The organism is Burkholderia sp. Ac-20353 (genome assembly GCF_017104785.1).
In the GTDB taxonomy this organism is placed as follows: domain Bacteria; phylum Pseudomonadota; class Gammaproteobacteria; order Burkholderiales; family Burkholderiaceae; genus Burkholderia.
The window spans coordinates 1-11,671 of sequence record NZ_JAAGPL010000021.1; the positions used below are offsets into that span (position 1 = coordinate 1).

The 11,671-nt window shown below is 67.3% G+C and carries 9 protein-coding genes; 2 read left to right on the forward strand and 7 right to left on the reverse strand.

Features of this window, described 5'->3' with window-relative positions:
* Positions 1–126 precede the first annotated feature (126 nt).
* Positions 127–1,236: an LLM class flavin-dependent oxidoreductase gene (locus tag G3N94_RS10030; RefSeq protein WP_205792228.1), complete on the forward strand. Its 1,110-nt coding sequence runs from the start codon at positions 127–129 to the stop codon at positions 1,234–1,236.
* A 100-nt stretch (positions 1,237–1,336) separates the two neighbouring features.
* Here G3N94_RS10030 and G3N94_RS10035 read toward each other — a convergent pair whose 3' ends face one another.
* The 3 genes from G3N94_RS10035 to G3N94_RS10045 all read right to left on the reverse strand — a co-directional run bounded on the left by G3N94_RS10035 (position 1,337) and on the right by G3N94_RS10045 (position 3,489).
* A complete protein-coding gene (locus G3N94_RS10035; protein WP_205792229.1) occupies positions 1,337–2,425 on the reverse strand; it encodes a sigma-54 dependent transcriptional regulator in 1,089 nt (362 codons plus the stop codon).
* Positions 2,426–2,704: 279 nt separating this feature from the next.
* Entirely contained in the window at positions 2,705–3,037 is a 333-nt protein-coding gene (locus G3N94_RS10040; protein WP_205792230.1) for a hypothetical protein, read from the reverse strand.
* Positions 3,034–3,489 carry a hypothetical protein gene (locus tag G3N94_RS10045; RefSeq protein WP_205792231.1) on the reverse strand — a complete coding sequence of 152 codons (456 nt, stop codon included), beginning with the start codon at positions 3,487–3,489 and terminating at the stop codon, positions 3,034–3,036. Before G3N94_RS10045 ends, G3N94_RS10040 begins: the two co-directional genes overlap by 4 nt.
* 89 nt (positions 3,490–3,578) lie before the next feature.
* Between G3N94_RS10045 and G3N94_RS10050 the strand changes: the two genes are divergently transcribed.
* Complete coding sequence (locus G3N94_RS10050; protein WP_205792232.1) at positions 3,579–4,631, forward strand: RNA-guided endonuclease TnpB family protein; 1,053 nt, start codon at positions 3,579–3,581, stop codon at positions 4,629–4,631.
* Positions 4,632–4,671: 40 nt separating this feature from the next.
* Here the strand turns inward: G3N94_RS10050 and G3N94_RS10055 are convergent, their stop codons facing one another.
* From G3N94_RS10055 to G3N94_RS10070, 4 genes are read right to left on the reverse strand one after another with little or no spacing between them, the layout of a single operon-like run.
* A complete protein-coding gene (locus G3N94_RS10055; RefSeq protein ID WP_205792233.1) occupies positions 4,672–6,501 on the reverse strand; it encodes a dynamin family protein in 1,830 nt (609 codons plus the stop codon).
* Positions 6,498–8,351 carry a dynamin family protein gene (locus tag G3N94_RS10060; RefSeq protein WP_205792234.1) on the reverse strand — a complete coding sequence of 618 codons (1,854 nt, stop codon included), beginning with the start codon at positions 8,349–8,351 and terminating at the stop codon, positions 6,498–6,500. Before G3N94_RS10060 ends, G3N94_RS10055 begins: the two co-directional genes overlap by 4 nt.
* Positions 8,348–9,019 carry a hypothetical protein gene (locus G3N94_RS10065; protein WP_205792235.1) on the reverse strand — a complete coding sequence of 224 codons (672 nt, stop codon included), beginning with the start codon at positions 9,017–9,019 and terminating at the stop codon, positions 8,348–8,350. Before G3N94_RS10065 ends, G3N94_RS10060 begins: the two co-directional genes overlap by 4 nt.
* Before the next feature lie 21 nt (positions 9,020–9,040).
* Positions 9,041–11,542 carry a dynamin family protein gene (locus G3N94_RS10070; protein ID WP_205792236.1) on the reverse strand — a complete coding sequence of 834 codons (2,502 nt, stop codon included), beginning with the start codon at positions 11,540–11,542 and terminating at the stop codon, positions 9,041–9,043.
* Between the last annotated feature and the right edge of the window lie 129 nt (positions 11,543–11,671).

An 11,671-nucleotide genomic window follows, 5' to 3' on the forward strand; every position in this document is an offset into this window, starting at 1 on the left:
CGAGGGCGCCTACCGCGCACGCGGCCTCGCGCCGCCGCCGGCCCGTACGCTGTTCACGCGCGTCGCCACGTTCGACGATGCGTGCGGCGCGGTGGCGCGCAGCGCGGCGCGCCGCCGGAGCGAAGCATGAGTGTCGATTTCGCGTGGTTCCTGCCGACCAACGGCGACGGCCCGCATCTCGCGAACAGCGGACTGCCGCGCCCGCCGACGTACATGCGCGACTACCGGCCGGCCACGCCCGAGTACCTGCGCAGCGTTGCCGCCGCAGCCGAGGCGGCCGGCTTCGGCAGCCTGCTGCTGCCGATGGCAGCGGGCTTCGAGGATCCGTGGCTCGTCGGCGCGCAGCTCGCGCGCGCGACGCGGCGCATCGCGTTCATCGTCACGTTTCGTCCGGGGCTCGAGCAACCGGAACAGATCGCGCACAAGGCGGCGACGCTGCAGCGCATGAGCGGCGGCCGCCTGCGCCTGTTCGCGGTGAACGGATCGAGCGCCTACGAGCAGCGCGCGCTCGGCGATTTCCTCGACCACGACCGGCGCTACCAGCGTTCGTCCGAATGCCTGCGGGTGCTGCGCCGGCTGTGGCAGGGCGCCGGCCATTCGGTCGCCGGACGCTACTACATGCTGAATCCCGCGCATGCCGGCGTGCCGCTCGCGGATCCACCGGCGCTGTATCTCGGCGGCGCGTCGACGCTCGCCGAGCAGGTGGCCGCGAGCCAGGCCGACACGTACCTGCTGTGGGGCGAGCCGCCCGACGTCGTGCGCGAACGTGTCGCGCGGCTGCGCGCGCTGGCCGCGATGTACGGCCGACGGATGCGGTTCGGGCTGCGCGTGCACGTGATCGCGCGTGCGACGGAACGCGCCGCGTGGGCGCGCGCCGACGAGCTGCTGAGCGGGATTTCCGACCAGACCTATGTCGACGCACAGCGCCAGCTCGCCGCATACGAGTCGGTCGGCCAGCGGCGCCAGACCGCGCTGAGCCGCGGCGCGTTGCGCTCGCTGCGCGAACTCGAGGTGTACCCGAACCTGTGGGCCGGGGTCGGGCTGATCCGCGGCGGCGCGGGCACCGCGCTCGTCGGCAGCTACGATCAGGTTGCTGCGCGCATCCACGAGTACCGGATGCTCGGCATCGGGGAATTCCTGCTGTCGTCGTATCCGAACCTCGAGGAAGCGACGCGCGTGGGCACGCATGTGGTGCCGCGCGTGCGTGCGTTGCTTGCGCGCGCGAGCCTGCCGTGACCGACCGTTGACCGTGCCGGTCTCGTGTCGCGCCGAGCTGAGTCGAGCCGAACTGAGTTGAGCCGCGCTGAGCAGTACCGTACCGATGCGTGCCGTGCCCTCATTCGTCGAACGCCGATTCCGGACGCGGCTCGCTGAGCAACCCGTGGCGCGCGAGCAGCGTGCGCATCGTGTTGCGCGTGACGCCCAGCAGCGCGGCCGTGCGCACCTGGCTGAACCGGCAATGCTCGAACGCCTCGCAGACGACCAGTGCCTCGATGTCGCGCAGCAGGCTTTCGCCGGGTGCGCGGAACAGGCGGCGCACGCCCGCGCGGATGTCGTCCTGCGGCAGCGACGTCGCGGCGTCGTCGGTCCGCACGTAGCCCGCGAGCGCTTCGGAGAACTTCAGGTGCTCGGGCCGGATCAGGTTGCCGTTCGATACGAGCAGCGCGAGATGCATCACGTTTTCCAGCTCGCGGATATTGCCTGGCCACGGATACGCGTGCAACGCCTGCACGGCGCCCTCGGACAGCATCGGTTGCGCGCGCTTGAGCTGCGCGCAGTAGCGTGCGCGGAAATGCTCGGCGAGCGGCAGGATGTCCTGCGGCCGCTCGCGCAACGGCGCCAGCCGCACGCGCGCGAGATTGATCCGGTAGAACAGGTCCATGCGGAAGTTGCCGGCCATCACGGCCTGTTCGAGATCGACGTTGGTCGCCGCAACCACGCGCACGTCGACCGGCCGCGCGCGCGTCGCGCCGACGCGCGTGACCTCACCCTCCTGCAGCACGCGCAGCAGCTTCGCCTGCAGCGGCGGCGCGAGATCGCCGATCTCGTCGAGAAAGATCGTGCCTTCGTGCGCTTCCTCGAAATAGCCGGCACGGCGGCCCTGCGCGCCCGTGAACGCGCCGGCTTCGTGACCGAACAGCTCGCTCTCGGCGAGCTGCTGGCTGATCGCGCCGCAGTTGACCGCGATGAACGCGCCCTTGCGGCCGCTGACGTGATGGATGTGCCGCGCGACCAGTTCCTTGCCGGTACCCGTCTCGCCTAGGATCAGCACCGGCGCGACGCTCGGCCCGATCTGCTCGACGAAGCGCAGCACGGCGCGCGACACGGGATCCGCGAATACAAGCGCCTTCGCGCGCACCGACAGCGGGCGGTGCTCGCTCTCTGGCAGCGAAATAAGCCGGGGGGAGTCTGTGCGGTTGTCCATGATCCGTGCCGAGGCGGACCGGTTATCGATGTGAGCGTCCGCCTGAGGGTTTGATCTTAATCAACCTGGACGGAACGCAAAATGCCGATTGATGCAATGCATCACTCACGCACGCTGATAACGAATTCAGCTTGCGTTGGCATGTCCGCCGACATATCGAGCCGCGTCGCGACCGCGCACCTATCGCACCTATCGCACCTATCGCACCTATCGCACCTATCGCACCTATCGCACCTATCGCACCTATCGCACCTATCGCACCTATCGCACCTATCGCACCTATCGCGCCGGCCGCGACACCTGCCGCTTGCGGGTTGCGAGCGATGCGATCTGCTCGTCGAACAGCGAGCGGCAGATCGCTTCGACCGTGTGGCGCGCGCGCGCCTGCTCGGCCGGCGGCAATGCATCGACCGTCGACAGCAGCTTCGCCCGCTGCCTTTTCGCCTCCGCGATCGCCAGCGTCAGCGCATGGACGGTCTGCTGGCGATCCTCGAAATGCGCGCGGTGCGCGTCGCGCCGTGCCGCCTGCGCGAGCTGGGTTGCGCGCTCCAGCTCGAGCGCACGGACCAGCTCGACGAGATCGGCGGCGATCGCAGGAAGATCAGCGATCACGACCGCGGCACCGACGACGCGCCGGGATCCGCTACGATCATCTCGACCATCTTCGTGAGCATCTCCATCGCTTGCTGACGCGACTGCGGGTCCGATTCCGGAATACTCGACAGCACTTCGCGAATCAGCTTGACCGCCGTATCGCCGCGGGTGACGATCGTCTCGCGCATCGCCGACAGGCGCTCGACCTCGGCTCGAAACGCTTCACGCACTGCGTTGCTGCGCGCTGCGATCTGGTCGATCTGGGCCTGCGAATCGGCCCGGATGCGCACGATCTCCGTGATGTTCGTCAGGATCGTCGTCACGTTTTCCGCAACCCGCACGCCACCGCCGATCAGCACGTCGGCCTGTTGCTCCGTCAGCCCGCCACGCCGTGCCGCCGGCACGCCCGGACGCTCGGCAGGCACTGTTGCCGGCCGGCGTGCCGGCAGATCCATCGAATCATCGCTCATCAGTTGCTCCAAGAAACCCCGCCATTCATGGCGGGGGGGAAAGGTTCGCTCTTGACTGGCAGCTTCTTGCGCGGGATAGGATGGTCGGCATGATCCTTGTCTACCGCTACCGCGTAAAGTCGCTCAACGGCTTGCTGAACAAGCAGAGCCGCGCGGTGAACTACGTCTGGAACTTCTGCAACGACACGCAGAAGCACGCCCTCAAGTGGCGCAAGAAGTGGCCGACGGGTTTCGACCTGAACGTGCTGACGACCGGCAGCAGCAAGGAACTCGGCATCCACTCCGGCACAATCAATGCGACCTGCGAGCAATACGCGAAGTCGCGCAGCCAACACCGTCGCCCCTACCTGCGCTATCTCGGCAGGAAATCGCTGGGCTGGGTACCGCTGAAGGGCCGCGACCTGAAACGCGAGGGCAACGCGTTCCGCTTCGCCGGCAACACCTTCCGCGTGTTCAGCAGTCGCACGCTTCCCGAAGGCAAGATCAAGGACGGAACCAACTTTGCGCAAGATGCGCGCGGCAACTGGTTTCTCAACATCGTGGTCGAGCTGCCCGATGTTCAGGCGCGCCCGATCCGTTCCGGTGTCGGTATCGATCTCGGTCTGAAAGACTTCGCCACACTTTCGACCGGCGAGAAGCTGCCGAATGACCAGTTCGGCCGGCGCGCGGCCGACAAGCTGGCGAAGGCCCAGCGGGCGCGCAAACACAAGCGGCATATCGCGAAGCTGCACGCCAAGGTGGCAAACGCCCGCGCCGATTTCCAGCACAAGCTCGCGCTCGATCTGGTGCGGCGCTTCGATTACATCGCGGTCGGCAACGTGTCGGCCTCGAAGCTCGCCAGAACCAGGCTGGCGAAGAGCGTCTACGACGCATCCTGGTCGTCCTTCCGGGACAAGCTCCGTTACAAGGCGATGGCGCACGGAGCCACGTTCGAGGAAGTGGACGAAAGCGGTTCTACCCAGTCCTGTTCGGCGTGCGGGTCGCAAGACAGCACGACGCGGCCGAAAGGTATCGCGGGACTGCGAGTAAGGGAATGGACCTGCAGTAACTGTGGTGTCGAGCATGATCGTGATACCAATGCTGCGGTAAACATTCTCCGATGCGGACGTGCATCGCCAGTTGTGGGAATCTCCCGCGTTTAGGCGGAAGAGGACGTCAAGATGTGTTCCTCTCGTGTCGTGTTCAGGGATTGACGTGTTGCGTCAGATGCGCACGCAGGTCCGCAAGCTGTCGCCGCAGGTGTTGTACGTCGGCGAGGCGCGCAGCGCGGTCCGGCGCGGGCGTCGTATCGATTTCGAATTCGCCGTACAACTCATCGATAATCGCCACGTTCGACTCGCGCAGCGTTGGCAAGTGCTGCTCGCGCAGCAACTGATCGGTCTCGGCTCGCCATTCGCCAAGGGCCTCGCGGCTCTGCTCGATCAGCTTGCTCTGCCAGACTTTCGCCTCGTAGACGAACGACGCGACCTCGACGATCACGGTCACCGCAACGCTCAGCCGCTCGAGCATGCGCTTCGTGAAGATCCGGCCGATCTGGTTGTAGACCTCGCGCCCGAACCGCTGGCCGAACAGTTCTCCGAGCCGCTTCACCGCCATCTTCGCGAGGTTGCCGGCCCCTGCGGCTGCGCCGCCGACACCGCCCAGCCCACTCAGCATCGCGTTCACCGCGTTGCCCGCCAGACGCTGCGCGAGCGTGCGCGACACGTTCAGCGTGAAGCGCCGCACCGGGTCGTCGGGCCGCAGCGACACCGTCTTGTCGAGCTCGCCGATCGCCGTGTTCGCGATCTCCTCGAGTCGCCGGTTCAGCGCGACCATCTCGACCTCCATGTGCGCCTCGATCTGGCGACCGATCCGACGCACCTCGAACGGCAGGCAGTGACCCGCGATCCACTCTGCGCAGTCGGGGTAGCCGAGCCATCGGTCCGCGCTCAGCACATCGGTTTCGACCTTCTGCATCGCGTCCGCGGCGAGGCTCTCCAGCAGACGCGGCAGCGCGGCTTCGAGATTCGCCATCGTCCGCTCGATTTCGCGCAGCGACTCGGCCCGCGCGGCGCGCGTGATCTCGAGCGTGTGCGCGATCGCCGCAGCTTCGTCGGCGCTGGCCGACAGTCCGGCTTCCTCGCGTTCGAGCACCGCATCGGCGTCGTCGAGCAGCGCACACACGGCGGCCGCGAGCCGTGCGTGCACCGTTTCAAGCACGGCGGGGTCGAACGCGTGCCCGCGCACTTCGTCCCACAATGCGTCGGCCGCGAGCGGCCCCTGCACGAGCGGCGCGCCGCTCGCCGGCCGGTTCGCCGACGCGACGAGCTGCAGTGTCAGCGGACGCCGGAGCCCGTCCTCGGCCAGCCGCCTGATCTCGGCCACACGCTTGTCGTCGGGGCCGCAGCCTTCCGGCACACGGTTGATCGCGAGCACCAGCGGAATCGTGGTGTCGTGCGCGGTCGCGGCCGCGATTGCCTCGAACAGATCCTGGTCGGACTGGCCGAAACCCGTGCGGTAGCCGACGACGAAGACGATCACGTCGCTGTTCGGCAGGAAGCTCATCAGTACTTCTTCATGCCCGCTCATCAACGCGTTGTAGCCGGGCGTGTCGAACACGTGCAGGCCGACATTGCCGGCTGCCTTCGGCCTCGCGCGGACCTGCAGGCGCAACATGTCGGCGTCAGGCGTCTCGCTCAGCGCGCGGAACCGCTCGTAGTCGATCGCCTCCTGGGTCGCGTCGCGATAGATCGCGAAGTAGCGCGATGCGGCCTCGTCGCGGCACGCGACATGGGTGACGACGCCGGTCGTCGGGCGTGCGCTCGCGGGCAACAGGTCCTGCCCGAGCAGCGCGTTGATCAGCGACGACTTGCCGGTGCTGGTCTCGCCGACCACGGTCACATACGCCTGCGGCAATGACAGGCGGCTCAGCAGCAGCCGCGCGACGCTCGCGCGCGCGTCGTCGCCGGCGCTGTCGAGCACGTCGACGAGCTGACCCGCGCCGTCGATCCAGTGGTGGGAACGATCCGTCATGCGCACACCTCCGTCAGCTTGCCGCGCAGTACGCCGATCGCGGCGAGATCGGCCGTCAGCGCATCGGCAACGCGCGCCTTCTCGTCGGCCGACATGTTCATCATCGCCAGTGAATTCTGCCGTTCCTGCTCATATTCGGCCGACTTCGCCGCGCGCCATTGTTCGAGCACCGCGTCGAGCTGTTCGACGAATTCGTCGGCGATCCGGTTGAGCGCGGCCGCCGTCTCCGCCACGTACCGGTCGATCGCGGCAAACACCTCGCCCTCCACCGCACGCGCACGCAGCTCGGTCACGCCCTCCTTCGCCTTGCCGCCGAGCCATTGGCCCGCCATCGCGCCCAGCAGCCCGCCGACGACGCCGCCCACCACCATGCCGACCGGCCCCCCGAAGCCACCGATCAGCGCACCGGCCTCCACCGCAGCCCACGTACCGCCCGCACCGCCTGCGACCGCACCGAACCGGGCAGCCAGATTCTCATAATGCGTGGCCTCCGCCTTGTCGACCGTGAACGAGATATTCGGCGCATCGGCCGACCATGCGTCGAGCCCGTCGAGATCCATGCGCAAGCGGTCCTGCATCGCGAGCGCATCCTCCTGCACCTGATTGAAAATGTCGTCGGTCGCCTCGGCCTGCTCATCCGCCAGCGCACGCGTCAGGCGGGCCCCGTCGACGATGCCGGCACGCATCTTGGTCCGCATCCGGTTGCGCAATTCCGCGCCCTTGTCGGTCCCCCACGTCCGCAGTTGCTTGCGCACGGTTCGACGGAACGATTCCGCGTCTTCCCGCATGCTCGCGCCGCGCTCGTCGAGTGCCTGCAGGCGCTCGATATGCAGTTGCGCGTCGTCGGCCATGCGGGCCGCGTGTGCGCCGCGGTCGAGCTTCGTTTCGGCCAGGCGGTCGCCAACCACGGCGGCCAGGCGGTCGAGGTCCGCGCCGAACGCCTTCGCGACGGTGTCGGTCACCCGCTCCACCCAGTTGCCGCCGAAGCGGTCGAGATCCGCACGCAGCGCGCCGAGCCCCGATGCATCGACGAGCGCGGCATCGCGGCACAGCGCACCGCGCAGCGCGTCGAACCCGTTCACGACACGAATCGCGGGCGGCGCGTCGAGCGGAATACCCGCCTGCCCGGCAATCTGCTGCAACACCTTTGCGTTGTGCTCGCAGCCGGCCTGTGCCTCGTCGTCGGACTCGTCGTTCCAGCGGTTCTGCACGAAGATTGCGGTGCGCAGCGACGCCCACTGCAGCCTGACGAACACGGCTTCGGAACGGGTCAGCGGCGGCACCGTGCGCAGCATGAAGATCACGCCGACCGCTTCCGCGAGGTAGCGCTGCGTGGTCGCCTTGTTGGCCTGCGTCAGGCTGCCGACGCCCGGCAGATCGACCAGCACGAGCCCGTGCCGGAACAGCTCGCGGTTCGACGTGAGCACGACGCGCGTCACCTGCTTCACGTTGCCGGGATTGTTCTCGTTGTGCACGACCGAACGCAGTGCGTCCTCGGTGCACGGCAACGTCTCGACCCGGCCGTCCGCATAGTGGACCAGCGCATGCGGGCTGCGCTCGGCGGCCCACGTGATCTCCACGGGCACGCAGGTGGTCTCGTCGGCATCGATCGGCAGCACGGGCTCGTCGAACGCCAGCGCATTCAGCAGCGTGCTCTTGCCGCTGCCCTGAATGCCGGCGATCGGCAACACGAAGCGCTCGGCCGACAGTTGCCCGCGGTACGCGCCAACGCGCCCGACCAGGCCCGGCGCGCCGCCGTCGCCGTCGCCGTCCTGCGGGTCGTAACGTTCGCCGAGCGTCAGCAGTTGCGGCTCGGCCAGCAATTCCAGAATTGCGGTGCGGTTCTTCATCGCGCGCTCCCTGCGGCGCCGAACAGCCGCTTCCACCAAGGTTTCGACAGATATTCGACGCGTTTCAGCACGGTTTGCAACGCATCGCGCTGGGCGGCCTGAGCCGTCTGCACGTCGAGCAGCACCGCGTGCGTGCCGAGCAGCGCGTCGGTGGCCGCATCGAGTTTACGCGCGTGGTCGAGCAGCGCCGCAAGCTGCTGCGCATGCGCGTCGGCAGCCGAGCGCAGCGCGTCCGTCTTGTCGCCGGTTGCCTGCGCCTGCTGCTGCAGCGCGACGATCGCGCGGGTCTGCTCGGCCGATGCTGCGCGCGCGTCGTCACTGCGTGCGACGAGACCGTCGACCGCGCGGCCGTGCTGGTCGAGCGCCGACGCCTGCGCGCCGATTCGTGCGTCGATACGCGCGTCGAGCGCCTGCATCGCGCCGGACAATCCGGTCAGCGTGTCGGTCACGGATGCGATCCGGACCTGGACTGCGCCAAGCTGTGCGTCGATCTGGCCGATCGACTTGATCGGCGCGGCCAGCGCGGCGCGCGTCGCATCGCGGATTGCTTCCTGGATGTCGTCCGTGAGCTGGCCGGCCCACGCGGGGGCCTGCGCGAGGTGTCCGCTGAGTTCGTCGAGCACCTGCCGGGTCGCATCGTCGACGGTGATACGCGTCTGGTTGATCATGAGTTGTCCTTGAAACGGGAATCAGGCCGGGACCGCTTTCCATGAGCGGATGATCGCGACGGCCTCTTTACGGGCGTGCTCGGGAAGCGCGCTGATGAACTGCTGTTCCTCCGCGATCGTCGCGAACGGCGTCTCCTGCACCAGCAGCCGGTTCGCGAGCCTCGAATAGACGTCCTTCTCGTCGTTGACCAGCACGCCGGCAAGCGGATAGCGACGCTCGTCGCATAGCGTCTTCAGCTCGTGCAACGCTTCGCCGACCGAGTCGGACTGCTCGAGTTCGCGGATCGATTGAACGACCGCGACGATCGGCCGCTTGAGCGAGCCGTACGGAATGCCGGTTCGCTCCAGCGCGCTTTTCGTCGCGCCGATCTGCTGGATGTCGAGCATCAGAAAAATTACGCACGGCGCCGCCAGATAGTCGCGCACCGCGTCGAGCGCGCCGGCATCCGGCACGGCCACCGCGATCTCGTCGAAGCGGCCGCCGTCGAAGCACTGGGATGCGAAACCCTGTGCGCAACCCGGCGCTAAGCCCGGCGCGCTGCCCGCATCGACCTCCAGCTGGTCGAACCAGAAGCGGTTCACGAAATCGCCCACACTGTCCGCGTCGTAGCCGAGAATCAGAATGCGCCGGCCATCGCGGTTGCGCCTGGCTGCCGCGTCGGCCAGCACCTGGTCCCGCAGCTCCAGGAAACGCCGGCGCGAGATCAGTTTCGCGAGGCGCGCCATCGACAGCGCGGCGGCCGGCACATCAACCTCGTGCCATTCGGGTTCGACGGCGGGCGCGGTGACGGACGCGATGCCTGCATCGGCGTCCGCCTGCGCGGCGCTGGCGGGTCGCCGCGGTTCGGCCAGCAACGGTTCGAGTTGCTGCGCGATGGCCTTGCGTTGCACGATCGCGCTCGCCGCCGACATCTTCGCGCGCACGCCTTTCTCCTGCGCCACGATTTCGCGCTTGAATTGCCCGCTGATCTTCGCGAGGCGCGCGACAAACTCTTCGACGAACCCGCCGACGAAGTCGAGTTCCTTGTCGATCGCGCGCCCGATGGATTTCCGGAACGCATCGACATCGCGGATCTCCGTCCAGCGCTCGGTTCGCTCGTTGTAGCCCCAGTTCTGGTCGAAGACATCGACCTTGCGCTTCAGCCAGCCCCAGCCGCCCGACTGCTCGGTCCGTACCGACCGACTGCGCTCGGCGGTGTCGAAATCGAGCGAGCTGGCCGGACGCACGAGCTTCGCGCCGAGATCAATGTCTTCAATAAGCAGATTCAGCGTGTCGCAGTCATCCTTGATCTGCGCATTCAGGCGCTTGTTCAGTTGGCTGAGGCGAGTCACCGACAGCTTCTGCCATTTCTCGACGCTTGACTTCATCGCGTAGGCGGCGTCAACGCCGGTCGCCGTCAGCGACGCCGCATCGCGCCGTAGCGCGTCAGCTTCTTCGGCGCGCGCGGCCGGCACGCGCTTGGCCTCCTCGCGCAACTGCGCATAGCGCTCGGCGAGTTCACCGCCGAGCGTCGACAGCTGCTCGGCCTCGGCCCGCTGCCGCCTGAGCACCGCAGCCGGGTCGCCCGGCTTGAGATCCCGCTCGATCAGCTTGCGCAGCCAGTCGTCCAGCTGCCGTCGGCGCCCGGCGCCAATCGCGGGCGCCATCGCATCGAGCTGACGCTCGATCGACGCGACGCATTCCGGCATCCCGGACGCGTCGTCCCAGTTGTCGAGTGCCATCCTGGCCGAGACCTGGCTGATCGACACCGATCGGACGCCGGCCTTCGCGAGCACGCCTTCGACACGCCGGCGATGCTCGGCAAGCACCTCGGTTCGGCTCTTCAGTTCCTCGCCGTGGCGCCCCAGCTTCGCGGTCACGCTGTCGATCATGTTCTGCACGACGACCACCGGCTTGCCGAGCTCGTCCGCCATGCACACGTAATCGCGCATCTTCTCGTCGGAGTTGGCCTTGCACGTCGTGACGAACATGACGACGTCCAGTGTCGGCAGCAACACTTCCAGTGTCAGCCGCTCGTGGTCGTCATGGCCGTAGGCATCGAGCCCCGGCGTATCGATCAGTACGACGTCGCGCCGGAACCGGAAATCCGGCGAACGCAGCAGGATTTCTTCGACACCTTCCCGGTTGCCCGGATTGGTCTCCTCGTCGGCGTAGAACTTGAGCCGCTTCGCGATCCCGCTGCCGATCAGCACTTTCGGCTTGCGGGCCGGGTCGAGGAAATGGACCATGCATTCGAGTCGCTCGCCCCACCCGCAAACGACCAGGCTATTGGAACTCGGACGCACCGCTCGCGGCAGCAACTCCGTGCCGAGCAGCGCATTGACGAGCGTGGATTTTCCGGAACTGGTGACACCCATCAGACCGATACGGAACGTGGCGTTCTGCCATCGCTGCTCTTGACGGTTCAGCCAGTCGTGTTCGCTTTGGAAATATTCGCCGACCGAGTCGTCGGCCGAGATGATTGCCCGGATCTGTTCGATCAGCTTGCCGAGTTCGGCCTGTCCCGCGCGTGCTCTTTGCATGAATATCAAGTGACGTGATGAAAACGGCAGGCCGGTATCCGTCCGGCACGGCATCCGCTTCGACTGTGAACGGCCGCAACGGATCTAACGGCATCCGTGACCCGATCTTTAGCGCGCACGCTGCAACCG

Excerpts from the sequence above, each read along its gene's own strand:
- G3N94_RS10065 (WP_205792235.1), bottom strand. The coding sequence starts at position 9,019 with ATGATCAACCAGACGCGTATCACCGTCGACGATGCGACCCGGCAGGTG.
- G3N94_RS10035 (WP_205792229.1), bottom strand. The coding sequence starts at position 2,425 with ATGGACAACCGCACAGACTCCCCCCGGCTTATTTCGCTGCCAGAGAGC.
- G3N94_RS10060 (WP_205792234.1), bottom strand. The coding sequence starts at position 8,351 with ATGAAGAACCGCACCGCAATTCTGGAATTGCTGGCCGAGCCGCAACTG.
- G3N94_RS10055 (WP_205792233.1), bottom strand. The coding sequence starts at position 6,501 with ATGACGGATCGTTCCCACCACTGGATCGACGGCGCGGGTCAGCTCGTC.
- G3N94_RS10050 (WP_205792232.1), top strand. The coding sequence starts at position 3,579 with ATGATCCTTGTCTACCGCTACCGCGTAAAGTCGCTCAACGGCTTGCTG.
- G3N94_RS10070 (WP_205792236.1), bottom strand. The coding sequence starts at position 11,542 with ATGCAAAGAGCACGCGCGGGACAGGCCGAACTCGGCAAGCTGATCGAA.
- G3N94_RS10045 (WP_205792231.1), bottom strand. The coding sequence starts at position 3,489 with ATGAGCGATGATTCGATGGATCTGCCGGCACGCCGGCCGGCAACAGTG.
- G3N94_RS10030 (WP_205792228.1), top strand. The coding sequence starts at position 127 with ATGAGTGTCGATTTCGCGTGGTTCCTGCCGACCAACGGCGACGGCCCG.